38 protein-coding genes are annotated in these 22,071 nt (G+C 30.8%); all 38 read right to left on the minus strand.

Annotated elements, in window-relative coordinates:
• Positions 1-3: 3 nt before the first annotated feature.
• Positions 4-795 carry an energy-coupling factor transporter transmembrane component T family protein gene (locus SFBM_RS07010; protein WP_007439908.1) on the minus strand — a complete coding sequence of 264 codons (792 nt, stop codon included), beginning with the start codon at positions 793-795 and terminating at the stop codon, positions 4-6.
• On the minus strand, positions 795-1,655 hold the full coding sequence (locus SFBM_RS07015) for an ATP-binding cassette domain-containing protein (RefSeq protein WP_007439907.1): 861 nt from the start codon (positions 1,653-1,655) through the stop codon (positions 795-797). The genes SFBM_RS07010 and SFBM_RS07015 overlap by 1 nt, the downstream gene beginning before the upstream one ends.
• Complete coding sequence (locus SFBM_RS07020) at positions 1,631-2,470, minus strand: energy-coupling factor transporter ATPase (protein ID WP_007439906.1); 840 nt, start codon at positions 2,468-2,470, stop codon at positions 1,631-1,633. Before SFBM_RS07020 ends, SFBM_RS07015 begins: the two co-directional genes overlap by 25 nt.
• A gap of 98 nt (positions 2,471-2,568) precedes the next feature.
• On the minus strand, positions 2,569-2,910 hold the full coding sequence (rplQ, locus tag SFBM_RS07025) for a 50S ribosomal protein L17 (RefSeq protein WP_005805189.1): 342 nt from the start codon (positions 2,908-2,910) through the stop codon (positions 2,569-2,571).
• Positions 2,911-2,924: 14 nt separating this feature from the next.
• Positions 2,925-3,869 (minus strand): DNA-directed RNA polymerase subunit alpha, encoded by a 945-nt coding sequence (locus SFBM_RS07030; protein ID WP_005805187.1) that lies wholly within the window; start codon positions 3,867-3,869, stop codon positions 2,925-2,927.
• A 53-nt stretch (positions 3,870-3,922) separates the two neighbouring features.
• Positions 3,923-4,549: a 30S ribosomal protein S4 gene (rpsD, locus tag SFBM_RS07035; protein ID WP_005805186.1), complete on the minus strand. Its 627-nt coding sequence runs from the start codon at positions 4,547-4,549 to the stop codon at positions 3,923-3,925.
• 14 nt (positions 4,550-4,563) lie between these two features.
• Positions 4,564-4,962: a 30S ribosomal protein S11 gene (gene rpsK, locus SFBM_RS07040; RefSeq protein ID WP_005805185.1), complete on the minus strand. Its 399-nt coding sequence runs from the start codon at positions 4,960-4,962 to the stop codon at positions 4,564-4,566.
• A gap of 17 nt (positions 4,963-4,979) precedes the next feature.
• Positions 4,980-5,348: a 30S ribosomal protein S13 gene (gene rpsM, locus SFBM_RS07045; RefSeq protein WP_005805183.1), complete on the minus strand. Its 369-nt coding sequence runs from the start codon at positions 5,346-5,348 to the stop codon at positions 4,980-4,982.
• Between the two features lie 20 nt (positions 5,349-5,368).
• Positions 5,369-5,482 (minus strand): 50S ribosomal protein L36, encoded by a 114-nt coding sequence (rpmJ, locus tag SFBM_RS07050; protein WP_005805181.1) that lies wholly within the window; start codon positions 5,480-5,482, stop codon positions 5,369-5,371.
• Positions 5,483-5,502: 20 nt separating this feature from the next.
• The gene (infA, locus tag SFBM_RS07055; protein WP_005805179.1) at positions 5,503-5,721 is read right to left on the minus strand and encodes a translation initiation factor IF-1; all 219 of its coding nucleotides are present in this window, start codon (positions 5,719-5,721) and stop codon (positions 5,503-5,505) included.
• Between the two features lie 38 nt (positions 5,722-5,759).
• A complete protein-coding gene (map, locus tag SFBM_RS07060; protein ID WP_005805177.1) occupies positions 5,760-6,503 on the minus strand; it encodes a type I methionyl aminopeptidase in 744 nt (247 codons plus the stop codon).
• On the minus strand, positions 6,490-7,149 hold the full coding sequence (locus SFBM_RS07065; RefSeq protein ID WP_005805176.1) for an adenylate kinase family protein: 660 nt from the start codon (positions 7,147-7,149) through the stop codon (positions 6,490-6,492). The genes map and SFBM_RS07065 overlap by 14 nt, the downstream gene beginning before the upstream one ends.
• 17 nt (positions 7,150-7,166) lie before the next feature.
• Entirely contained in the window at positions 7,167-8,441 is a 1,275-nt protein-coding gene (gene secY, locus SFBM_RS07070; RefSeq protein ID WP_005805174.1) for a preprotein translocase subunit SecY, read from the minus strand.
• A 5-nt stretch (positions 8,442-8,446) separates the two neighbouring features.
• Entirely contained in the window at positions 8,447-8,887 is a 441-nt protein-coding gene (gene rplO, locus SFBM_RS07075; protein ID WP_005805172.1) for a 50S ribosomal protein L15, read from the minus strand.
• Positions 8,888-8,899: 12 nt separating this feature from the next.
• Positions 8,900-9,079 carry a 50S ribosomal protein L30 gene (gene rpmD / locus SFBM_RS07080; RefSeq protein ID WP_005805170.1) on the minus strand — a complete coding sequence of 60 codons (180 nt, stop codon included), beginning with the start codon at positions 9,077-9,079 and terminating at the stop codon, positions 8,900-8,902.
• Between the two features lie 13 nt (positions 9,080-9,092).
• Positions 9,093-9,590, minus strand: a complete 498-nt coding sequence (rpsE, locus tag SFBM_RS07085; protein ID WP_005805168.1) for a 30S ribosomal protein S5 — start codon at positions 9,588-9,590, stop codon at positions 9,093-9,095.
• A gap of 21 nt (positions 9,591-9,611) precedes the next feature.
• Positions 9,612-9,968: a 50S ribosomal protein L18 gene (gene rplR, locus SFBM_RS07090; RefSeq protein WP_005805166.1), complete on the minus strand. Its 357-nt coding sequence runs from the start codon at positions 9,966-9,968 to the stop codon at positions 9,612-9,614.
• A gap of 28 nt (positions 9,969-9,996) precedes the next feature.
• Positions 9,997-10,539 carry a 50S ribosomal protein L6 gene (gene rplF / locus SFBM_RS07095; RefSeq protein WP_005805164.1) on the minus strand — a complete coding sequence of 181 codons (543 nt, stop codon included), beginning with the start codon at positions 10,537-10,539 and terminating at the stop codon, positions 9,997-9,999.
• Between the two features lie 24 nt (positions 10,540-10,563).
• Entirely contained in the window at positions 10,564-10,962 is a 399-nt protein-coding gene (gene rpsH / locus SFBM_RS07100; protein ID WP_005805163.1) for a 30S ribosomal protein S8, read from the minus strand.
• Positions 10,963-10,986: 24 nt separating this feature from the next.
• A complete protein-coding gene (locus tag SFBM_RS07105; protein WP_005805161.1) occupies positions 10,987-11,172 on the minus strand; it encodes a type Z 30S ribosomal protein S14 in 186 nt (61 codons plus the stop codon).
• A gap of 23 nt (positions 11,173-11,195) precedes the next feature.
• Complete coding sequence (gene rplE / locus SFBM_RS07110; RefSeq protein WP_100181639.1) at positions 11,196-11,738, minus strand: 50S ribosomal protein L5; 543 nt, start codon at positions 11,736-11,738, stop codon at positions 11,196-11,198.
• A 17-nt stretch (positions 11,739-11,755) separates the two neighbouring features.
• A complete protein-coding gene (gene rplX, locus SFBM_RS07115; RefSeq protein ID WP_005805157.1) occupies positions 11,756-12,064 on the minus strand; it encodes a 50S ribosomal protein L24 in 309 nt (102 codons plus the stop codon).
• 15 nt (positions 12,065-12,079) lie between these two features.
• Complete coding sequence (gene rplN / locus SFBM_RS07120) at positions 12,080-12,448, minus strand: 50S ribosomal protein L14 (RefSeq protein ID WP_005805155.1); 369 nt, start codon at positions 12,446-12,448, stop codon at positions 12,080-12,082.
• Between the two features lie 20 nt (positions 12,449-12,468).
• Complete coding sequence (gene rpsQ, locus SFBM_RS07125; RefSeq protein ID WP_005805153.1) at positions 12,469-12,723, minus strand: 30S ribosomal protein S17; 255 nt, start codon at positions 12,721-12,723, stop codon at positions 12,469-12,471.
• 22 nt (positions 12,724-12,745) lie between these two features.
• A complete protein-coding gene (gene rpmC / locus SFBM_RS07130) occupies positions 12,746-12,955 on the minus strand; it encodes a 50S ribosomal protein L29 (protein ID WP_005805151.1) in 210 nt (69 codons plus the stop codon).
• A 5-nt stretch (positions 12,956-12,960) separates the two neighbouring features.
• A complete protein-coding gene (gene rplP / locus SFBM_RS07135; protein WP_005805148.1) occupies positions 12,961-13,392 on the minus strand; it encodes a 50S ribosomal protein L16 in 432 nt (143 codons plus the stop codon).
• An 18-nt stretch (positions 13,393-13,410) separates the two neighbouring features.
• Positions 13,411-14,076 carry a 30S ribosomal protein S3 gene (rpsC, locus tag SFBM_RS07140; RefSeq protein ID WP_014018069.1) on the minus strand — a complete coding sequence of 222 codons (666 nt, stop codon included), beginning with the start codon at positions 14,074-14,076 and terminating at the stop codon, positions 13,411-13,413.
• Positions 14,077-14,092: 16 nt separating this feature from the next.
• Positions 14,093-14,431, minus strand: coding sequence for a 50S ribosomal protein L22 (gene rplV, locus SFBM_RS07145; RefSeq protein WP_005805144.1), 339 nt, complete (start codon positions 14,429-14,431; stop codon positions 14,093-14,095).
• Between the two features lie 22 nt (positions 14,432-14,453).
• Positions 14,454-14,732, minus strand: coding sequence for a 30S ribosomal protein S19 (gene rpsS / locus SFBM_RS07150; RefSeq protein ID WP_005805142.1), 279 nt, complete (start codon positions 14,730-14,732; stop codon positions 14,454-14,456).
• Positions 14,733-14,755: 23 nt separating this feature from the next.
• On the minus strand, positions 14,756-15,583 hold the full coding sequence (gene rplB / locus SFBM_RS07155; RefSeq protein ID WP_005805140.1) for a 50S ribosomal protein L2: 828 nt from the start codon (positions 15,581-15,583) through the stop codon (positions 14,756-14,758).
• Positions 15,584-15,607: 24 nt separating this feature from the next.
• Positions 15,608-15,859, minus strand: a complete 252-nt coding sequence (rplW, locus tag SFBM_RS07160) for a 50S ribosomal protein L23 (protein WP_255325492.1) — start codon at positions 15,857-15,859, stop codon at positions 15,608-15,610.
• A gap of 50 nt (positions 15,860-15,909) precedes the next feature.
• Positions 15,910-16,536, minus strand: a complete 627-nt coding sequence (gene rplD / locus SFBM_RS07165) for a 50S ribosomal protein L4 (RefSeq protein WP_005805138.1) — start codon at positions 16,534-16,536, stop codon at positions 15,910-15,912.
• Between the two features lie 26 nt (positions 16,537-16,562).
• Complete coding sequence (gene rplC / locus SFBM_RS07170) at positions 16,563-17,192, minus strand: 50S ribosomal protein L3 (protein ID WP_005805137.1); 630 nt, start codon at positions 17,190-17,192, stop codon at positions 16,563-16,565.
• 57 nt (positions 17,193-17,249) lie between these two features.
• On the minus strand, positions 17,250-17,561 hold the full coding sequence (rpsJ, locus tag SFBM_RS07175; RefSeq protein ID WP_005805136.1) for a 30S ribosomal protein S10: 312 nt from the start codon (positions 17,559-17,561) through the stop codon (positions 17,250-17,252).
• Positions 17,562-17,747: 186 nt separating this feature from the next.
• Positions 17,748-18,941, minus strand: coding sequence for an elongation factor Tu (tuf, locus tag SFBM_RS07180; protein ID WP_005805135.1), 1,194 nt, complete (start codon positions 18,939-18,941; stop codon positions 17,748-17,750).
• 15 nt (positions 18,942-18,956) lie between these two features.
• Entirely contained in the window at positions 18,957-21,017 is a 2,061-nt protein-coding gene (fusA, locus tag SFBM_RS07185; RefSeq protein WP_005805134.1) for an elongation factor G, read from the minus strand.
• A 106-nt stretch (positions 21,018-21,123) separates the two neighbouring features.
• Complete coding sequence (rpsG, locus tag SFBM_RS07190; protein WP_005805133.1) at positions 21,124-21,594, minus strand: 30S ribosomal protein S7; 471 nt, start codon at positions 21,592-21,594, stop codon at positions 21,124-21,126.
• 78 nt (positions 21,595-21,672) lie between these two features.
• On the minus strand, positions 21,673-22,056 hold the full coding sequence (gene rpsL / locus SFBM_RS07195) for a 30S ribosomal protein S12 (RefSeq protein WP_005805132.1): 384 nt from the start codon (positions 22,054-22,056) through the stop codon (positions 21,673-21,675).
• Positions 22,057-22,071 lie beyond the last annotated feature (15 nt).

The following is a 22,071-nucleotide window of genomic DNA, read 5'->3' on the forward strand; positions in this document are numbered from 1 at the left end:
CACCTATAAAAAATAAATCAAAATAACAAATAATATAAACAAAATTAAACTTAGATAATCTCTAATATTAAATTTTAAAACTTTAAATTTAAATCTATCTTCACTTCCATTATAACACCTAGATTCCATAGCTATAGCTAATTCATCAGCTCTCCTAAATGAGTTTATAAATAATGGTATTAAAATTGGTACTATATTTTTAACTCTACTTATAATACCACCCTTTTCAAAATCAACACCTCTCGATTTTTGAGCCTTAATAATCTTATCTGTTTCATTTAAAAGTATAGGTATAAATCTTAATGAAATGCTTACCATTAGAGAAATTTCGCCAACCGGAACATTTAACTTTCGCAAAGGATACATCATAGATTCAAATCCATCAGTTAATTCAACTGGTGATGTTGTTAATGTCAAAATAGTAGATCCTAATATCAAAAATATTACTCTAAGACTTATAAATATTGAAGTTTCTATTGCTTTATCATATATACTCAAAAAACCTAATTTAAAAATCAAATTTCCTTCTCTAATAAAAAATACATTAAAAAATGCAGCAAATATTATAAACAAACTTACTACTTTTATGGAATTTAAAATATAATAAAATTTAATCCTTGCACCCAATGTAATTAAAAATATCATAATTAAATAAAATAAATACTTAAATACACTATCAATAAAAAAAATACCAATAATATAAACAATATTTAATATTATCTTAACCCTAGGATCTAACCTATGTATAAATGAATCAATCTTTAAATATTGTCCAATTATAATGCTTTCAATCATTATTTACTCCTTTTATATAAATAATTATAAATTAACTTCTCCATATTCTCTATATCTCTTGGACATTCCTTAATATCGATTCCATTTTTCCTCAATTCTAAAAACAACTTCACTAAATATGGCTTCTCAATATGATACTTATTACATAAATTTTCATCAGTAAAAATATCATATGGATAATCAAATCTCACAATCTTTCCATTATCTAATAACATAACTTTATCAGACATACCAAAAACCAAATCCATAATATGTGTAACCATTATGATTGTTTTATTAAACTGTTTATTTAAATTCTTAATAATTAATTCAACTTCTTCACAACTCTTAGGATCAAGACCAACAGTAGGTTCATCTAAAATTATATAACTTGGGTCTAATACAAGTATAGATGCTAAAGATAATTTTCTCTTCTCACCTCCACTTATATCAAATGGATTTTTATCTTTATATTTATCAAAATTAAGGCATACCATATCCATAGCTCTTCTTATCTTGTTTTCAATTAACTCTTCATTTTCTCCCCTAATTTTTAATGAAAAAGCAATATCCTTATATATTGTATCTTCAAAAAATTGATATTCTGGATACTGAAAAGAAAATCCAAACTTTTTCCTAATCTCTGCTTTATTTACTTTCTTATTCTTTACATTCAATGAATCTATAATTATATCCCCTTCAAATCCACTGAGTAAAAGATTCATAAGTTGAATCAATGTAGACTTACCACTACCAGTATGACCAATAATAGAAATAAAATTTCCCGTATCAATTTTAAAATTAATATCATGTAAAACCTTTTTTTCAAAAGGGGTTCTCTTGAAATATGTATATCCTACATCCTTAAATTCAATTGACATAATAAATTCACAAGCTCCTCTAACTCAAATATATCTTTATTATTATGGAGTCCATATTTCATTAAAGTATTTGAAATTCTGCATGAATATGTAGTGGTAAGATTATTCTTAACTAAAAAATCTTCATTGGATAAAATATTCCTTGGATCACCGTCATACTTAATAACCCCATCTGTTAAAATTATACCTCTATCACATGCCAAACACTCATCAACAAAATGTGTTATTAATATCACTGTTATACCGTAATTTTTATTCAAATCTGTTAATATATTTAATACCTCCTTTTTTCCAAAAGGATCCAACATAGAGGTAGATTCATCAAAAATAATATAATCAGGCTTCATAGACAAAACACCTGAGATGGATACTCTCTGTTTCTGACCACCAGATAGCATATTTGTATTATAATTTCTATAGTCAAACATATTCACTTTATATAAGGCATCATTAGCTCTTCTTTCCATCTTTTTTCTATCTCTTAATATATTTTCAAGACCGAATACAACATCATCCATAACTATAGTTGAAACAATCTGATTATCCGGATTCTGAAAAACTATAGATACTTTTTTCCTAATATCTAAAATATTCTTTCTATCCTTAACACTAAGCGAATCAACATATATATCTCCATACTTTAACTCATAAATACCATTGATTAATTTAGACAATGTTGATTTTCCTGAACCATTTCCACCCATAATACATACAAATTCTCCCTTTTTTATATTAATATTTACATCCCTCAATATAAAATCATTTAACTCATCATATTTAAATGAAACATTCTTAATACTTATACAATTATCCATAAAAACACCTTTTCCAAATTGATATGTAAATTATAACAAAATTCCCATAAAAAAAAAGAGAAATTAAGACATTATTCCTAATTCCTCAATAAAAGATATTATACAAACTCCAAGATAACCATTTCTGATCCATCACCTTTTCTTGATCCAAGTTTTATTATTCTAGTATACCCACCATTTCTCTCCTGATACTTAGGTGCAACATCTGAAAATAAACTAGCAACAACTTTCTGCTCTTTAACAAAAGAAAGAACCTGTCTTTTTGCATGCAGATCTCCTCTTTTAGCAAGAGTTATCATTTTTTCAGCTAAACTCTGAGTTTCCTTAGCTCTAGTAAGTGTAGTAGTTATCTTACCGTGCTTCAGAAAACTAGTAACTAAATTTTTTATCATTGCAATCCTTTGATCTGTTGACCTCCCTAATTTTCTTTGCCAAGCCATCTTAACACCTCCTATTATTCATCACTTTGTTTTAAACTTAATCCCAAATCCTTAAGTTTCTTTTCAACTTCTTCTAAAGATTTCTTGCCTAAATTTCTAACTTTCATCATATCTTCTAAAGATTTTTGTGCAAGTTCTTGTACTGTATTTATACCTGCCCTCTTTAAACAGTTATAACTCCTAACAGAAAAATCTAACTCTTCAATAGTCATCTCAAGTACTTTCTCTTTTTTATCTTCTTCTTTTTGTACCATTACAACAACTTCATTTGCCTCTTTAGTTAAACCTAAAAATAATTTAAAATGTTCAATTAATATTTTAGCCGAATAACTTATTGCCTCATCTACTTTTATAGAACCATTAGTCCATACTTCTATAGTTAATTTATCATAATCAGTAACTTGCCCCACTCTAGTATTCTCAACAGTAAAATTAACCCTCTTCACTGGAGTATAAATAGAATCAATCGGTATATATCCAATATTCCCATCTATTTTATTCTTATTTTGGGGGACATACCCTCTTCCTCTATTAACAGTTATCTCCATATTTAAATGCCCATCATCTTCAAGTGTTGCTATATGTAAATCTTTATTTATAATTTCAATTCCTTCTTCTTCAATTATATCTGCAGCAGTAACTTCCTTGCTTCCCTTAATATCTAAATGTAATACTTTACTTCCTTCTTCTTCCATCCTTAAAGCAAGTTGCTTAATATTCAAAATAATTTCTGTTACATCTTCTTTTATACCCTTAATTGTAGAAAATTCATGTAATACTTCGTTAATTTTTATAGAAGTAGTAGCTACACCAGGTAGTGATGATAGCAAAATTCTTCTTAATGAATTGCCAAGAGTTGTTCCATACCCTCTTTCAAGAGGATCTATAACATATTTCCCATATGTCCCTTGTTCATTAGATTCTATACATTCAATCTTAGGTGTTTCAATATCAAACATATATAATAAACCCCTCCCTTAATATATATTTTTAAGGGCATCTGATTCAAAAATTATTTGCTATAAAACTCTACTATTAAAGTTTCATTAAATGGCACATTTAAATCATCTTTAGATGGTAATGACATAACTTTACCCTTATATTTATCTTCCTCTACACTAATCCATTGCGGAATTACTTTCCTATTTTCAATTAGTATCTTAAATTTTTCACTTGATCTACTTCTATCTAATAATTCAATAACATCATTTATTTTAACAACATATGATGGTATATTAACCTTTTTACCATTCACTAAAAAATGACCATGAGATACTAATTGACGTGCTTCTCTTCTAGAATTAGCGAATCCTAATTTAAAAACTACATTATCTAATCTCATCTCAAGTAAACTAATTAAATTTTCGCCAGTAATACCAGGTTTTTTATCTGCTCTATTATATATAATTCTAAATTGCTTTTCTAGCAAACCATATATTTTTTTAGTTTTCTGTTTTTCTCTTAATTGAAGTGCATAGTTGGATAATTTTTTTCTATTCTTACCATGTTGACCTGGAGCTCCAGCACTTTGTCTCTTAACAACAGAACACTTAGATGAATAACATCTATCTCCCTTTAAAAATAATTTTATACCTTCTCTTCTACACAATTTACATTGTGGGCCGTTGTATTTAGCCATTTCACACCTCCAAATTACACCCTTCTTCTTTTTGGCGGTCTACACCCGTTATGAGGAATAGGTGTCACATCCTTTATTAAAGTTATTTCTAATCCAGCTGCTTGCAAAGATCTTATAGCTGCTTCTCTTCCTGATCCAGGTCCTTTAACATATACTTCTACACTCTTAAGTCCATGTTCCATAGCAGTAACAGCTGCAGTTTCAGCTGCCATTTGTGCAGCATAAGGTGTACTCTTTCTAGACCCTTTAAATCCTAATGAACCAGCGCTAGACCAAGATAAAGTATTACCATTGACATCAGTTAAAGTAACAATTGAATTATTAAAAGTTGATTTTATATGTGCAGATCCCCTATCTATATTTTTCCTATCTTTCTTACGCCTATTAACTTTTTTAGATTTTTGCATTGCCATTTAGCTAACTTACCTCCCTACTTCTTTTTATTCGCTATAGTTTTTCTTGGCCCTTTAATAGTTCTTGCATTTGTTTTGGTTCTTTGACCTCTTAAAGGCAACCTTTTTCTATGTCTTATCCCTCTATAACATCCTATCTCTATCAATCTTTTTATATTCAATACTATATCTCTTCTTAAATCTCCTTCTACTCTAAGGTTTTTATTAATAAAATCTCTTATTAAATTCACCTGTTCTTCAGTTAAATCTTTAACTCTTATATTAGGATTTATATCTGTTTCCTTTAAAATCCTTTTAGATGTAGATAATCCTATACCATAAATATAAGTTAAACTCACTTCAACTCTCTTATCCTTAGGTATATCTACCCCAGAAATTCTAGCCATTTTAAATATCCACCTCCATCTTATCCTTGTTTTTGTTTATGTTTTGGCGTTTCACAAATTACCATAATCCGTCCTTTTCTTTTTATAATCCTACATTTTTCACATATAGGCTTTACAGATGCTCTTATCTTCATAAATTATCCTCCAACAAACTTTACTTAGCTCTCCAAATTATCCTACCACGGGTTAAGTCGTAAGGCGACATTTCTATTTTAACTTTATCTCCAGGAATTATCCTTATAAAATTCATTCTTAATTTACCTGAAATATGTGCAAGAATTATATGTCCACTCTCAAGTTCAACTTGAAACATTGCGTTTGGTAACGACTCTTTAACAATTCCTTGCATTTCTATAATATCATCTTTAGCCATTCACTTTAACCCTCCCTAAATAATATTTTACATTTTGCTTATAGTGTTATAATTTCCGGATCACCGTCAGTTATAATAACAGTATTTTCATAATGTGCAGATAAACTATTATCTATTGTCACAACTGTCCAGTTATCATCAAGTATTTTAACATGTTCCTTACCTAAATTAACCATAGGCTCAATTGCAATAGCCATACCCCTCTTGATATGAAATCCCGTTCCTTTTTTCCCAAAATTCGGAATTTCAGGGGCTTCATGTAAACTCCTACCAATACCATGGCCCGTAAAATCCTTTACTATAGAATAACCTTTATTTTCAACATATTCTTGAATAAAGCTAGATATATCACCAATAAAATATCCTTCCCTCGCATATTTAAGAGACTTGAAAAAACTATCACAAGTAGTTTCTATAAGATTTTTAGCCTCACTTGATACATTACCGATAGCAAAAGTCCTAGCTGCATCAGCATGAAATCCATAAATATTGGCTCCGCAATCAACACTAACTATATCTCCCTCTTTAATAATTCTATCAGAAGGTATACCATGTATAACTTGATTATTTATTGATACACATAATGTTGATGGAAAACCATAATATCCCTTAAATGATGGTTTGGCTTTGGATCTTATTATATAATCTTCTGCTTTACTATCTAAATAATTAGTTGTTACACCTTCCTTTATAATTGATTCCACAATTTTCAAAGTATCACCAACTATTTTACCAGCCTTTTTCATTAAAGAAATTTCTTCATCGTTCTTAATATAAATCATAATATTCTCCTATTACCTTTTTTACCTGACTAAAAATTTCATTAATTCCATACGAAGCATCTATTTCATACAAAACATCTAAATTCCTAAAATAATCTACTACTCTAGAGGTTATTCTATAATATATTTCAAGTCTTTCCTTAAGTATATTAACCTTATCATCCGATCTTATTATTAACCGATTTCCACAAATATCACATTTCCCATAAATCTTAGGTAAATCATTTTGTAAATTATAAATATTTCCGCAGTTTATACAAGTTAATCTATTAGAAATCCTATTTAATATGTATTCATTACTAGTACTTAAATAAATCACTAAATATTTCTCATTTTTATTCAAAATATTATTAATATAAAATTCTGCTTGAGATACTGTTCTAGGATAACCGTCTAATAAATATGATTGATCTAAAATCTTATCAGATTTCAATTGACTGACTATACTATTAACTAAATCATCTGATACAAATTTCCCACAATCTATACCATAATTTGAAATTCTTTTTCCTATCTCACTATCATCTGAAATATATTTCCTAAGTATATCACCTGTTGAGATATGTTTAAGATTATATTTACTACAAATAAGATTTGCTTGTGTTCCCTTTCCAACACCTGGCGGTCCAATTAGTAATATTCTCATAATATATATCACCTAATCTACTTTAAAAACCCTTGATAATGTCTTAAGATAAGTTGTGATTCAATTTGTCTCATTGTATCAACAGAAGTACTTATTAAAATCAATAACATAGTACCTCCAAATTGCAATCCCTTAAATGGTGTAAACAAATCTATAAATATTGGAAACAGCGCTAACATAGCACCAAATATTCCCCCAATAATAGAAATCTTATCTAATATATTTTCTATATATTTAGCCGTAGACTCACCTGGTCTTATTCCTGGAATAAACCCAGCAGATTTATTCATGTTTTCCGCCATTTCATCTGGTTTATATGTAACTTGGGTATAAAACCAGGTAAAAAAGATTATCAATAATGCAAATAATATTGTATATAAAGCAGAATTAATCCTAAATGGACTGTAGCTTCCATTAACTAAAATTCTATTTATCCATGAATCTGGAGAAAAAAATGTACCAATAGTTGCTGGAAATTGTAATACAGATGTAGCAAAAATAATTGCTATCACCGCAGATCCAGTTATACTAAACGGTATGTGAGCTTTATTATTCTTATTACTGCCTGATAATTGCTTTCCTGCATATTGAACAGTTATTCTTCTTTCAGCTAATGTCATATATATAGTCCAAATTAATAGACCAATAGCAACTAATATAAAAATTATACTTTCTATAAAACCAACTTCTCCAGATTTATTCAATGCACCAATCTGTAAAAACATATTCGGAAATCTAGAAACTATATTTACAAATATAAACAAGGAGACACCATTACCTATACCATGTAAACTAACTTGATCACCTATCCATACTAAAAATACAGATGCAGCAACCAATGTAAATACTACAAATATCATAGAAAATATAGAATTATTAGTAATTGCTCCTGCATTTAATATTAAAAAATACGATCCATATGCTTGAATAAATGACAGAACTATAGATAAGTATCTAGTTATATTTTGAAGTTTCTTTCTTCCTTCCTCTCCCTCCTTTGATAGCTGCTCAAATTTGGGGATAGACATAGACAATAATTGAACTATTATAGAAGAATTTATATATGGAACAACTCCTAGTGCAAATATACTAAATCTTTCTAAAGCTCCTCCAGATATCAAATCATAGAATCCAAATAAACCAGTTGATGTTAATTGTTTTAAACTTTCAGTATTAACACCTGGAACAGGTATAAAATTCCCCAATCTAAATACTATAACAATAAACAACGTAAAAAATATTCTTTTTCTAAGATCCTTAACTTTAAAAGCATTACCTAAAATTTTAAACATTTAACCTAAATCACCTCTACTTTTCCACCAGCAGCCTCAATTTTCTCAATAGCCGACTGTGAAAATTTAGAAACTCTAACAGTTAAACTCCTCTCCAAATTTCCTTTTGCTAATATTTTAACACCATCTCTTATCCTATTTATTATTCCCATGTCTAATAGCACATCTTCAGTAACTTCTGAACCATTTTCAAATATATTTAATCTATCTAAATTTAAAATAGCATATTCCTTTTTAAATATATTAGTAAACCCTCTTTTAGGAACTCGCCTATATAATGGCATTTGACCACCTTCAAATCCTACTCTTACTCCTCCACCACTTCTAGACTTTTGTCCCTTTTCACCTTTTCCTGAATTCCTACCTAACCCTGATCCAGTACCTCTTCCTAATCTTTTACAATTTTTTCTACTTCCAGGAGCCGGTTTTAATTCATGTAATTTCATTCTTAACCCCCCTTAAACTTCTATAATATTTAATAAAAACTTGACCTTATTTACCATACCAAGTATCTGGGGAGTTCCATTATGTTCCACTTGATCCCCAATTTTTTTTAATCCCAAAGCATATACTGTATCTCTTTGCTCTTTATTTCTACCTATTAGGCTCCGTGTTAAACAAATTTTGATTTTATTCATTTATATACCCTACCTAACCTATTATTTCTATAACTTTCTTATCTCTAAGTTCTGCAATTTTTTCTAATGTCCTCAAAGATAATAATGCATTAAATGTAGCATTAACAACATTTTTAGGATTATTTGAACCCAAAGATTTAGCTGTAATATTTTTTACTCCAACTAATTCTAAAACGCTTCTAACTGGACCACCTGCTATAATTCCTGTACCTTTCCTTGCTGGCATTATTAAAACCTTAGACTTTCCAAATACCCCAACAGTTTCATGTGGTATAGTTTCTTTAATTATTGGTACATAAATCATATTTTTCTTAGCATCTTCTATACCTTTTCTTATAGCGTCAGGAACTTCTGCAGATTTACCTGTTCCAACACCTATAAATCCTTTTCCATCTCCTACAACTACTAAAGCACTAAATCTAAAATTCCTACCACCTTTAACAACTTTAGTAACCCTATTTATGAAAATTACTTTTTCTTTTAATTCTGAGCTATTATTTTTAATTTTCATTGTTAAAACCAACCTCCCTTATTAAAATTGTAATCCAGCCTCTCTTGCTCCCTCAGCTAACTCAGAAATTCTTCCATGATATAAATAACCATTTCTATCAAAAACAACGTTAGTTATAGACTTTTCTAGTGCTTTCTTGGCTATATTCCTACCTATAATTCTAGCTGCCTCCTTATTACTACCAATACCATTAAAATTTTTATCCAATGTAGATGCAGCAACTAATATATTCCCACTAACATCATCAATTAATTGTGCATATATATTTTTTGAACTCCTAAAAACACATAATCTTGGTATATTCAATGTACCATTAAGTTTCTTTCTTATTCTAAAATGTCTTCTTTTTCTCTTAGCAGTTTTATTGTATTTACTCATTACTATCTCCTTTCTTCAATTATCTAATTTATTTTTTACCTGTCTTCCCTTCTTTTCTCCTTATAATTTCATCAGAATATTTAATCCCTTTTCCTTTATAAGGTTCAGGTTTTCTCCATTGTCTAATTTTAGCTGCTACTTCCCCAACTAACTGTTTATCAATACCACTAACAATTATTTGAGTTTGATTTGGTACCTCAAAAATAATTCCATCTACACTGTTAATTTCCACAGGATGAGAATAACCTAAATTCATGACTATATTCTTCCCCTTTAGTTGAGCTCTATATCCAACACCGTTAAGTTCTAAAGTCTTACTATATCCCTCAGATACACCTTTAACCATATTAAAAATCAAAGCCCTAGTTAAACCATGTAATTGTTTTTGTTTTTTTGTCTCATTTTTTCTTTCAACAAATATCTGACTTTCTTCCTGTCTTATAATTATATCGCTAGACATTTGTTTCTCTAATTTACCTTTTTTACCTTGTACTGTAATAAAATTATTTGAATCTATATTAACCAAAGTGCCTTCAGGCAAAATAATAGGTAATCTACCCACTCTAGACATTTGTACACCTCCTATTATAATTTTTTACCAAACATAACAGATAACTTCTCCACCTAATCCTTGTTTTCTAGCCTCACGATCAACCATCATGCCTTTAGATGTTGAAATTATAGCTACCCCTAATCCACTTAATACTCTTGGTATATTATCTTTTTTGCAATAAACTCTTAAACCAGGTCTTGAAATTCTCTTTAAACCCACTATTACCTTTTCTCTGTTTTTTCCATATTTTAAAGATATTTTACACATTGGAACTACTCCATCATCATAATCTTCATACGACTTTATATATCCTTCATTCAATAAAATCTTCAAAATTTCTTTTTTTACCTTAGACATAGGAACTTCTAAAGTTTCATGCCTTGCCATATTAGCATTTCTTATCCTAGTCAATAAATCTGCGATTGGATCTGTCATTACCATTTATACCTTACCTCCCTTCTAAAATTACCAACTTGATTTTGTACATCCAGGAATTTGCCCCTTATAAGCCAATTCTCTAAAGCAAATTCTACAAATACCAAATTTCCTTAACACCGCATGTGGTCTACCACATAAACTACACCTAGTATAAACTCTTGTTTTATATTTAGCCATTTTCTTCCATTTCTCAATCATTGCTTTACGTGCCACAATTTTACCTCCTTTTAATAAAATTAACTCATAAATGGCATTCCTAGATATCTCAATAATTCTCTAGCCTCTTCATCAGTTTTTGCAGTTGTTACAAATATTACTTCAATACCCCTAATTTTATCTATTTTATCATATTCAATTTCCGGGAATATCAAATGTTCCTTTAGTCCTAAAGTATAATTCCCTCTCCCATCAAAACTTTTTTCAGATACACCTCTAAAATCTCTAACTCTAGGTAAAGCTACATTAAATAATTTATCTATAAAATCATACATTCTACTTTTTCTTAAAGTTACTTTGCACCCAATAGGCATATTTTCCCTAAGTTTAAAATTAGATATGGACTTCTTAGCTCTACATATAATTGGTTTTTGACCAGATATTAATTGCATATCATTAACAACTGATTCTAATACCTTTGAATTATCCTTAGCCTCTCCAACTCCCATATTAATAACAACTTTTTCTATTTTAGGAACCTGCATCAAATTACTATATTTAAATTTTTCTACCAATTTACTTGTAACTTCGTTAATATATTTTTCTTTAAGTCTTGACAAAATTACAAACCCCCCTTTAATCAAATTGTTCGTTCGCAATGTCTACAAACTCTTACTTTTGTACCATTATCAATAAATTTTTGTTTTAATCTTGTAGATTTTTTACAATTATTACAATATAACATAACCTTAGATACATTTATTGGAGCTTCAACTTTTGTTATACCCCCTTGCATATTTTGTCTGTTAGGCTTTATATGTTTAGTTACTATATTTATACCACTTACAATAAGCGTATTCTTATTAGGATTTACTTTAAGAACTTCACCTATTTTATCTTTATCCTTACCTGAAATAATGTAAACCGTATCATTTTTTCTGACATGCATTCTATCACCTCTAATCTATAAAACTTCTGGAGCTAATGAAAGTATTTTCATACACTCTTTATCTCTTAATTCTCTAGCAACAGGTCCAAAAATTCTGGTTCCTCTAGGCTGACCATCTTCTTTCAAAATTACAACAGCATTATCATCAAATCTAATAAAAGAACCATCTGAACGAACAACACCTTTAACAGTTCTAACTATTATAGCCTTAACAACATCACCTTTTTTAACAACACCACCTGGTGATGCATTTTTTACGCTAGCAACTATAATATCTCCTATATTCCCACTTTTCCTGCGTGATCCCCCTAATACTCTTATACACATCACTTCCTTAGCACCTGTGTTATCAGCAACTTTTAATCTAGTTAATTCCTGTATCATCTTATATTCTCCCCCCTTAATTATTTAGCTCTTTCTAATACTTCTACCAACCTCCATCTTTTATCTTTTGATAGTGGTCTTGTTTCCATAATTAATACTCTATCATTAATCTTAGCTTCATTATTCTCATCGTGAGCCTTAAATTTATTAGTAACTTTAAGAACCTTACCATACAACGTATGCTTCTTCTTACCCTCTACCGCAACAACTATAGTTTTTTGCATCTTATCTGATACTACTACACCAGTTTTAACTTTTCTTGAATTTCTTTCCACTTACTTACCCTCCTTTACAAAATTATTTTAACTGCATTATTTCATGTTCTCTTATAGCTGTTTTAATCTGAGCAATTGATCTCTTAACTTCTCTAATTCTCATAGGATTAGATAGTTGACCAACAGCCAATTGAAAACGCAAATTAAAAAGTTCCGATTTTAATTCAATTAATTTAACATTCATTTCAGTAATATCCAATGACCTTAATTCTCTAAGTTCACTTATCTTCATTTGTCCTATTCACCACCAACTCTTTCAAAATCTTTTCTAGTCAAAAATTTAGTCTTTACTGGTAATTTATGCGAAGCTAACCTCATAGCTTCCTTTGCTAATTCTTCTGAAACGCCCGATAATTCAAACATAATCCTTCCCGGTTTAACAACCGCAACAAAAAATTCTGGCGCACCCTTACCAGATCCCATACGAACTTCAGCTGGTTTTTTAGTAACTGATTTATGAGGGAATATTTTTATATGTAATTTTCCACCTCTTTTTATATATCTATTTATAGCAATCCTTGCAGACTCAATTTGATTACCAGTTATCCAAGAAGTACTTGTAGCAACTAAAGCATAATCTCCATAAGCTATCATTGTGCCCGCTTTAGATACGCCTCTCATTCTACCTTTTTGTACCCTACGATATTTAACTCTTTTAGGCATTAACATATACAAAATTCCTCCTTTCTAATTTTTATCATCATTAATTAAAGTTTTTTTAGATAAAACTTCACCTTTATAAATCCAAACCTTAACACCAAGTTTACCATAAGTAGTGTTAGCCTCAGCAAACCCATAATCTATATCAGCTCTTAAAGTTTGTAATGGTATTGTTCCATCATGATAATGCTCAGTTCTAGCAATATCTGCTCCACCCAATCTTCCTGAAACAGCAGTTTTTATTCCTAAAACTCTCATTTTCATAGTTCTTTGCATTGCCTGTTTCATAGCTCTCCTAAACGATACTCTTCTTTCTAATTGCAAAGCTATATTTTCAGCAACTAACTGTGCATCTGTATCATATGATTTAATCTCAACTATATTTATTACAATTGAACTACCAGCTGAATCTATCTTTTGAATCTCTGATTTAACAATTTCAATTCCAGCTCCACCTTTTCCAATAATAACACCAGGTCGTGCCGTATATATATTTATTTTTAACTTCTTTACACTTCTCTCAATCTCTATCTTTGATATTCCTGCAGAATAATACTTATTCTTAATTACTTTCCTAATTTGAAAATCTTCAAACAAATACCTGGAAAAATCTTTTTTATCTGCATACCATCTAGAAGACCAATCTTTAATAACTCCCACTCTTAGACCATGAGGATTAACTTTTTGACCCATTCTATTATTACCTCCTTTATTTGCTATTTTCTCCAACTATTATAGTAATATGGCTAGTTCTTTTATTAATTCTAAATGCTCTACCCTGAGCTCTTGGTTGAAACCTTTTTAATATAGGACCATTATTAACATAAGCAGACTTAACAATTAATAAATTTCGATCCATATTATTATTATTTTCCGCATTTGAAACTGCTGATTTTAAAACTTTTTCTATAACGGCAGCCGCTCTTCTATTTGTATATAACAAAATAGAATATGCTTCCTTAATCGATTTGCCTCTTATTAGTTTTAATACAACATTTATTTTCATAGGAGACATTCTTACATATTTGGCTATAGCTTTTGTATCCATAACAACAACTCCTTTCTATATATTATCTAACTCTAGATGTCTTCTGATCAACATGACCTTTATAAGTTCTTGTTAACGCAAATTCACCCAATTTATGACCAACCATATCTTCAGTTATATAAACTGGTACATGTTTTCTTCCATCATGAACAGCAATTGTATGGCCTATCATTTCTGGAAATATTGTAGAACTTCTGGACCATGTTTTTATCACTTTTTTTTCACTGTTCTTATTCATCATGACAATTCTATCTAAAAGAATCTTTTGAACAAAAGGACCTTTTTTAGCAGATCTTCCCAATATTTAAACCTCCTATCATCTATCTATTTTCTTTTTCTTACTATTAAATTATCAGAATACTTTTTATTTCTTCGGGTCTTATAGCCAAGAGTTGGAACTCCCCAAGGAGATACAGGCGACGGTCTTCCAATCGGGCTTCTTCCTTCCCCTCCTCCATGTGGATGATCACAAGGATTCATAACAGATCCTCGAACTGTTGGTCTTATACCTTTATTCCTATTTCTTCCAGCCTTACCCATGCTAATTATTGAATGTGATTCATTAGATAAAATACCTATAGTAGCTCTACACTCTATTCTTACATATCTCATTTCACCACTTGGTAACCTAAGTGTAGCATAACTTCCCTCTTTAGCCATTAATTGAGCAGATAAACCAGCAGATCTAACTATTTGACCACCTTTGCCCTTTTTTAATTCAATATTATGGATCATTGTACCAACTGGTATACTACTCAATGGCAAACAATTCCCAGGCTTAATATCCGCATTAATCCCAGAAAATATCTTATCTCCAACATTTAATCCATTCGGAGTTAATATATACCTCTTTTCACCATCTGCATAAGCTATTAAAGATATAAAAGTTGATCTATTTGGATCGTACTCAATTGTTTTAACCAAGCCAGCTATATCATCTTTATTTCTCTTAAAATCAATTATCCTATACTTTCTTTTATTGCCACCACCCTTATGTCTAACCGTTATCTTTCCCTGAGCATTTCTTCCACCACTTTTTCTCAGACCATAAACCAGAGATTTTTCAGGTTTATTAGTAGTTATTTCCTCATAAGAATTTACAGTCATATTTCTACGCGAAGCTGTTGTTGGCTTTAATTTTTTTACTCCCAAAGTTCATTACCTCCTCATAACAAATTACTCCATAGAATTCATTGAATTAAAAAATTCTATTCCATTACTATCTGGCGTAAGTTGAACTATAGCCTTTTTATAATCAGATCTTTTACCCAGATTAAATCGTATCCTTTTCTTTTTCCCACTATAATTCATAGTAAAAACTCTATCTACTTTAACTCCAAATATAGCTTCAATTGCATTCCTAACTTGTATCTTATTAGCACTCTTCTTTACAATAAATGTATACTTCCTATCAACCATAATAGACATGCTTTTCTCTGTTATTATAGGTCTTATAATTATATCATAATCTGTTAATTTCAATTCGAATACACCTCCTCAAGTTTTCTAACTGCACCTTGAGTCATAACAAGCTTATCATACTTTAACAAATCATAAACATTTATATTATTCACAGGAATCACCTTTACATTTTGCAAATTCGTACTAGATCTGTAAACATTTTTATTAGAAGTTTCAGTAACTAATAACATATTGCTCTCTATATTAAAGTTATTCATAACTTTGACCATCTCTTTAGTTTTAGGAAAATTAAATGATATACTATCTAAAACTAATAAATTTTCATCCTTAACTTTACTAGTTAATACAGAAGTAATCGCTACTTTTCTTAATGTTTTAGAAACATTCATTCTGTAATCTCTTGGTTTAGGTGCAAAAACAACCCCACCATGAATCCATTGCGGTGCCCTTATAGATCCTTGTCTAGCTCTACCCGTACCTTTTTGTCTCCAAGGCTTTTTACCTCCACCAGAAACTTCAGATCTTGTTTTTGCAGACTGAGTTCCTTGTCTCTTATTAGCTAATTGGGTAACAACAACCTGGTGTACAGCATATTTTTTTATTTCCACATCAAATATTTCTTTTAAAAGTTCTAATTCTCCAACCTTTTCCCCACAAATATTATATACTGCTACTTTAGACATCTAGTCTCCTCCTTTCATAAAATAAACTAACCTTTTATACAATTTCTAATTTGTACAATTGACTTATTAGGTCCAGGTATGCAACCTTTAATTAACATAATATTCTTATCTTCAATAATTTGTACAATTTCAAGGTTTTGCATTGTACATCTCTTACCGCCCATTCTTCCTGGCATTTTCTTGTTTTTAAATGTTCTTGAAGGATCAGATGAAGCACCCATAGAACCTACAGATCTATGAAATTTAGATCCGTGAGACATTGGACCTCTATGTCCATTCCACCTCTTTATAGTTCCTTGAAAACCTTTCCCCTTAGATTTACCTATAACATCTACTTTTTCTCCAACTGAAAATAAATTAATACTAATTTCAGTTCCCACTTCATAAGAAGAACAATCTTCTAATCTAAGTTCTTTTAAATGCCTTTTTATATCAATTCCTGATTTTTTGAAATGTCCCTTTATAGGGTTATTAACAAGTTTTTCTCTTATAATTCCATACCCAACTTGTATAGCATTATATCCTTCTTTTTCCTCTTTCTTAACTTGAACTACAACATTCGACTCAACTAAAATAACACTAACCGGAATCATATTACCATCTTCTGTAAAAATTTGAGTCATTCCGATTTTCTGTCCAAAAATTGCTTTTTTCACGCTAACTTTCCTCCTTTATGAGCGGATTAAAATATTAATCAATCATAAAACCAATCATTATAATTTCAATTCTACATCAACACCTGTTGGAACATCCAACCTCATTAGAGCATCAACAGTTTTAGGCGTAGGATTAACTATATCAAGCAATCTTTTATGTGTTCTTATTTCAAACTGTTCTCTTGAATCTTTATACTTGTGAGGAGATCTTAATATAGTAATCTTCTCCGTCCTCGTTGGCAACGGTATTGGTCCACACACCTTAGCTCCAGTATTATTCGCTACCTCAACTATTTTTAAGACAGCATTATCAAGCATTACATGATCAAATGCTTTTAATTTTATTCTAATTTTCTGATTTAAGCTCATTTTTTTCCCTCCTTTTATGGACACATCAAAAAACAACACTACATGATTCTATCCTACAATTGTCTACATATATATGTATAACTACTTAATTATACTATAAATAAAAATACAACTCAATACTTTATTTATTACAATAACAAATATAAAGGGACTAATTAAATTATCAGTCCCTTTAAATATATAAAACTATTTATTTATTTTTGAAACAACCCCAGATCCTACTGTTCTTCCACCTTCTCTTATGGCAAACCTTAATCCCTCATCCATAGCTATCGGAGTTATCAATTCAACCTCCATATCTATATGATCTCCTGGCATAACCATCTCTTTTCCTTCTGGTAATTTTATATTACCTGTAACATCTGTCGTTCTAAAATAAAATTGTGGTCTATATCCATCAAAAAATGGCTTATGTCTACCACCCTCTTCTTTCTTAAGAACATATACTTGACCTATAAAATTTGTATGTGGATTTACTGTCCCAGGTTTAGCTAATACCTGACCTCTCTCTATATCAGACCTCTGAATCCCCCTTAACAACGCACCTATATTATCTCCTGCTTGAGCTTCATCTAATAATTTCCTAAACATTTCTATCCCAGTAATTACTGTCTTGCTCTTTTCTTCTTTCAATCCTATTATTTCTACTTCCTCTTGCACCTTCAATACACCAGTCTCTACTCTTCCAGTAGCTACTGTTCCTCTTCCTGTTATAGTAAACACATCCTCAACCGGCATTAAAAAAGGCTTATCCGTAGCTCTCTCAGGCGTAGGAATATAGCTATCTACGGCATCCATTAACTCCATTATACAAGCTGTAGCATCCGTATCAGTAGGATTCTCTAACGCCTTTAATGCTGATCCCTTTATAATAGGTGTATCATCCCCAGGAAATTTATACTCATTTAATAAATCCCTTACTTCCATCTCTACTAATTCCAATAACTCTTCATCATCAACCATATCAGCTTTATTTAAAAACACTACTATATAATCAACTCCTACTCTAGAAGCCAACAATATATGTTCTCTTGTCTGTGGCATAGGTCCATCAGCTGCAGATACAACCAATATCGCACCATCCATTTGAGCAGCTCCAGTTATCATATTCTTAACATAATCAGCATGCCCCGGACAATCAACATGTGCATAATGCCTTCCATCCGTCTCATACTCAACATGCGCTGTATTTATCGTTATACCTCTCTCTTTCTCCTCCGGAGCCTTATCTATCTCGTCATATTTAAATGCTTCAGCATATCCTTTGTTTGCTAATACTGTCGTTATAGCCGCTGTCAATGTAGTCTTACCATGATCAACATGTCCTATCGTCCCTATATTAACATGCGGTTTATTCCTCTCAAATTTAGCTTTTGACATCTCTATAAATACCTCCTATTTTTTACTAACTATCTGTTCTTGAATATTTTTTGGCACTTCATCATAATGATCAAATTCCATACTATAAGTACCCCTCCCTTGAGTTCTAGATCTCAAAACTGTAGCATATCCAAACATTTCAGACATAGGTACTTGTGCTTTTATTATTTGAGCTCCAAATCTTGATTCCATCCCCTCTATTCTTCCTCTACGAGAGTTCAAATCACCCATTACATCACCCATATATTCTTCAGGCACAGTTACTTCTACTTTAACAATAGGTTCTAATAAAACAGGATCTGCCTTAGACATACCATTTTTAAATGCCATAGAACCTGCAAATTCAAATGCCATTTCAGATGAATCAACATCATGATATGATCCATCATGCAATCTAACCTTAAAATTAATCGTTGGATAACCTCCTATAACACCATTAAGAGCAGCATTTCTAATGCCATTATCAACAGCTGGTATGTATTCTTTCGGTATTACTCCACCAACTATTGCATTTTCAAACTCATAATCACCTGAACATGGTATAAGATCTATAACACAATGTCCATACTGACCTCTACCACCAGATTGTCTTATATACTTACCTTCACATGTAACTTGTTTTCTTATTGTTTCTTTATAAGCAACCTGAGGTTTCCCTACATTGCAATCAACCTTAAATTCCCTCTGTAATCTATCCACGATAATCTCAAGATGCAACTCACCCATTCCAGCTATTATAGTTTGATTTGTTTCCTGATCAGTGTATGTTTTAAATGTAGGATCTTCCTCTGCTAACTTAGCTAAAGATAGACCCATTTTCTCCTGGCTAGCTTTAGTTTTAGGCTCTATAGCTACGGATATAACTGGCTCTGGGAATTCCATACTCTCAAGTATGATTTTCTTTGTATCATCACACAAAGTGTCTCCAGTTGTCGTATCTTTTAATCCAACAATAGCTCCTAAATCCCCAGCTCTTAATTCATCTACTTCCTGCCTATGATTAGCATGCATTTTAAGAAGTCTTCCAATTCTCTCTTTTTTGCCTTTCGTAGAATTATAAACATACGATCCACTTTTTAATACTCCAGAATAAACTCTGGTATATGCAAGCCTTCCAATAAATGGATCAGTCTGTATCTTAAATGCTAAAGCAGACATTGCTATATCATCACTTGCTTCTCTTGAATCTTCATTACCATCTAAATCAACACCTTTTACGGCATCAATATCAATAGGTGATGGTAAATACTCAACAGCAGCATCTATCATTTCTTGAACACCTTTGTTTTTATAAGAAGAACCACATATAACTGGTATAACTTGTATATCAATAACCGCTTTTCTAAGAGCAGTTTTTAGCTCAGATGCACGTATTTCTTCACCTTCTAAAAACTTAATCATAAGTTCTTCATCTGTTTCAGCTATTGATTCAATCATAAGTTCTCTATATTTACTAGCATCTTCTTTATATTCTTCTGGAATATCCTCTCTAGAAACCTCAGTCCCTAAATCATTTTTATAAATTATAGCAACATTTTCAATCAAATCAATTATTCCTATAAACTCAGATTCACTACCTATAGGTATTTGTACAGGTACTGCATTAGCCCTTAATCTATCTTTTATGGAATCTACACAATTATAAAAATTAGCTCCAATAGCATCCATTTTGTTAACATATACTATTCTAGGTACTCTATATTTATCAGCTTGCCTCCAAACAGTTTCAGTTTGTGGCTCAACACCACTTTTAGCATCAAGAACGGCTACAGCACCATCTAAAACTCTCAATGATCTTTCAACCTCAACTGTAAAATCAACATGACCAGGAGTATCTATAATATTTATCACATAATCCTTCCATTGGCAAGTTGTTGCTGCTGAAGTTATTGTTATGCCTCTCTCTTGTTCCTGAACCATCCAGTCCATGGTAGCCTGCCCTTCATGAACTTCACCTATTTTGTGAGTCTTACCTGTATAAAATAAAATCCTCTCCGTTGTGGTAGTTTTACCAGCATCTATATGAGCCATAATTCCAATATTCCTAAATTTTTCTAGTGGAAATTCTCTAGCCATAATTCGCCTCCATTTAATATGAACTTTGTGTATTTAATTATCAAAAAATATATATAGTAATAAAACTGTTTTGATCGCTACAACCAAAACAGTAAATATTAAATACTTAATACCTATAATGTGCAAATGCCTTATTAGCTTCAGCCATTTTATGAGTATCTTCTCTTTTTTTAACAGCCGCTCCAGTATTATTAGAAGCATCTATTAATTCATTAGCTAATCTTTCTTTCATATATTTTTCACTTCTTTTCCTAGCAGCGATCAATAACCATCTTATTCCCAAGGTTTGTTTTCTTTCTGATCTCACTTCTACAGGCACCTGATATGTAGCTCCACCAATTCTACGTGATTTAATCTCTAAAATAGGCATTATATTATTCATAGCAGTTTCAAAAACTTCTAAAGCATCCTTAGATGTCTTTTCCTCTACTATTCTAAACGCATCATAACATATCTTCTGAGCAACGCCTTTTTTACCATCCTTCATTATATTATTTATAAGTTTCGTCACAACTAAATTATCATAAATAGGATCAGGTAAAATCTCTCTTTTAAATACATGTCCTTTTCTTGGCATTTTACTTCCCTCCTTAAAAACCAATTCTAATTCACCGGTACTCGACCAAACTGTCGTAAAGCCAAATTATATATATGTTTATTTAGCAGATTTCTTAGCTTTCTTAGTTCCATATTTTGATCTTGCTTGCATTTTATCTTGCACACCTGCAGAATCAAGAGCTCCTCTTATTATATGGTATCTAACTCCTGGTAAGTCCTTTACTCTCCCACCTCTTATCAAAACAACACTATGCTCTTGTAGGTTATGTCCCTCTCCAGGTATATATGCCGTAACTTCGTAACCGTTACTTAATCTAACCCTAGCAACTTTTCTTAAAGCTGAATTAGGTTTTTTAGGGGTCATAGTTTTAACCAATGTACAAACTCCCCTAACTTGCGGACATCCTTTCATAGCTGGAGCTGTTGATTTATATGCTACTTTCTTTCTACCTTTTCTGATCAATTGATTAATAGTTGGCATTATTATCACCTCTTT

The organism is Candidatus Arthromitus sp. SFB-mouse-Japan, assembly GCF_000270205.1.
In the GTDB taxonomy this organism is placed as follows: domain Bacteria; phylum Bacillota; class Clostridia; order Clostridiales; family Clostridiaceae; genus Dwaynesavagella.

What these genes read in the sequence shown, in the direction of transcription:
- SFBM_RS07010 (WP_007439908.1), bottom strand. Translation starts at nt 795, where the DNA reads ATGATTGAAAGCATTATAATTGGACAATATTTAAAGATTGATTCATTT.
- SFBM_RS07015 (WP_007439907.1), bottom strand. Translation starts at nt 1,655, where the DNA reads ATGTCAATTGAATTTAAGGATGTAGGATATACATATTTCAAGAGAACC.
- SFBM_RS07020 (WP_007439906.1), bottom strand. Translation starts at nt 2,470, where the DNA reads ATGGATAATTGTATAAGTATTAAGAATGTTTCATTTAAATATGATGAG.
- rplQ (WP_005805189.1), bottom strand. Translation starts at nt 2,910, where the DNA reads ATGGCTTGGCAAAGAAAATTAGGGAGGTCAACAGATCAAAGGATTGCA.
- SFBM_RS07030 (WP_005805187.1), bottom strand. Translation starts at nt 3,869, where the DNA reads ATGTTTGATATTGAAACACCTAAGATTGAATGTATAGAATCTAATGAA.
- rpsD (WP_005805186.1), bottom strand. Translation starts at nt 4,549, where the DNA reads ATGGCTAAATACAACGGCCCACAATGTAAATTGTGTAGAAGAGAAGGT.
- rpsK (WP_005805185.1), bottom strand. Translation starts at nt 4,962, where the DNA reads ATGGCAATGCAAAAATCTAAAAAAGTTAATAGGCGTAAGAAAGATAGG.
- rpsM (WP_005805183.1), bottom strand. Translation starts at nt 5,348, where the DNA reads ATGGCTAGAATTTCTGGGGTAGATATACCTAAGGATAAGAGAGTTGAA.
- rpmJ (WP_005805181.1), bottom strand. Translation starts at nt 5,482, where the DNA reads ATGAAGATAAGAGCATCTGTAAAGCCTATATGTGAAAAATGTAGGATT.
- infA (WP_005805179.1), bottom strand. Translation starts at nt 5,721, where the DNA reads ATGGCTAAAGATGATATTATAGAAATGCAAGGAATTGTTAAAGAGTCG.
- map (WP_005805177.1), bottom strand. Translation starts at nt 6,503, where the DNA reads ATGATTTATATTAAGAACGATGAAGAAATTTCTTTAATGAAAAAGGCT.
- SFBM_RS07065 (WP_005805176.1), bottom strand. Translation starts at nt 7,149, where the DNA reads ATGAGAATATTACTAATTGGACCGCCAGGTGTTGGAAAGGGAACACAA.
- secY (WP_005805174.1), bottom strand. Translation starts at nt 8,441, where the DNA reads ATGTTTAAAATTTTAGGTAATGCTTTTAAAGTTAAGGATCTTAGAAAA.
- rplO (WP_005805172.1), bottom strand. Translation starts at nt 8,887, where the DNA reads ATGAAATTACATGAATTAAAACCGGCTCCTGGAAGTAGAAAAAATTGT.
- rpmD (WP_005805170.1), bottom strand. Translation starts at nt 9,079, where the DNA reads ATGAATAAAATCAAAATTTGTTTAACACGGAGCCTAATAGGTAGAAAT.
- rpsE (WP_005805168.1), bottom strand. Translation starts at nt 9,590, where the DNA reads ATGAAAATTAAAAATAATAGCTCAGAATTAAAAGAAAAAGTAATTTTC.
- rplR (WP_005805166.1), bottom strand. Translation starts at nt 9,968, where the DNA reads ATGAGTAAATACAATAAAACTGCTAAGAGAAAAAGAAGACATTTTAGA.
- rplF (WP_005805164.1), bottom strand. Translation starts at nt 10,539, where the DNA reads ATGTCTAGAGTGGGTAGATTACCTATTATTTTGCCTGAAGGCACTTTG.
- rpsH (WP_005805163.1), bottom strand. Translation starts at nt 10,962, where the DNA reads ATGGTAATGACAGATCCAATCGCAGATTTATTGACTAGGATAAGAAAT.
- rplX (WP_005805157.1), bottom strand. Translation starts at nt 12,064, where the DNA reads ATGCATGTCAGAAAAAATGATACGGTTTACATTATTTCAGGTAAGGAT.
- rplN (WP_005805155.1), bottom strand. Translation starts at nt 12,448, where the DNA reads ATGATACAGGAATTAACTAGATTAAAAGTTGCTGATAACACAGGTGCT.
- rpmC (WP_005805151.1), bottom strand. Translation starts at nt 12,955, where the DNA reads ATGAAGATAAGTGAACTTAGAGAATTAAGGTCATTGGATATTACTGAA.
- rplP (WP_005805148.1), bottom strand. Translation starts at nt 13,392, where the DNA reads ATGTTAATGCCTAAAAGAGTTAAATATCGTAGGGTACAAAAAGGTAGA.
- rpsC (WP_014018069.1), bottom strand. Translation starts at nt 14,076, where the DNA reads ATGGGTCAAAAAGTTAATCCTCATGGTCTAAGAGTGGGAGTTATTAAA.
- rplV (WP_005805144.1), bottom strand. Translation starts at nt 14,431, where the DNA reads ATGGATACAAAAGCTATAGCCAAATATGTAAGAATGTCTCCTATGAAA.
- rplW (WP_255325492.1), bottom strand. Translation starts at nt 15,859, where the DNA reads ATGTCTATTATGGTTGATAGGAAGTATACATTTATTGTAAAGAAGAGT.
- rplD (WP_005805138.1), bottom strand. Translation starts at nt 16,536, where the DNA reads ATGTCTAAAGTAGCAGTATATAATATTTGTGGGGAAAAGGTTGGAGAA.
- rpsJ (WP_005805136.1), bottom strand. Translation starts at nt 17,561, where the DNA reads ATGAGCTTAAATCAGAAAATTAGAATAAAATTAAAAGCATTTGATCAT.
- tuf (WP_005805135.1), bottom strand. Translation starts at nt 18,941, where the DNA reads ATGTCAAAAGCTAAATTTGAGAGGAATAAACCGCATGTTAATATAGGG.
- fusA (WP_005805134.1), bottom strand. Translation starts at nt 21,017, where the DNA reads ATGGCTAGAGAATTTCCACTAGAAAAATTTAGGAATATTGGAATTATG.
- rpsG (WP_005805133.1), bottom strand. Translation starts at nt 21,594, where the DNA reads ATGCCAAGAAAAGGACATGTATTTAAAAGAGAGATTTTACCTGATCCT.
- rpsL (WP_005805132.1), bottom strand. Translation starts at nt 22,056, where the DNA reads ATGCCAACTATTAATCAATTGATCAGAAAAGGTAGAAAGAAAGTAGCA.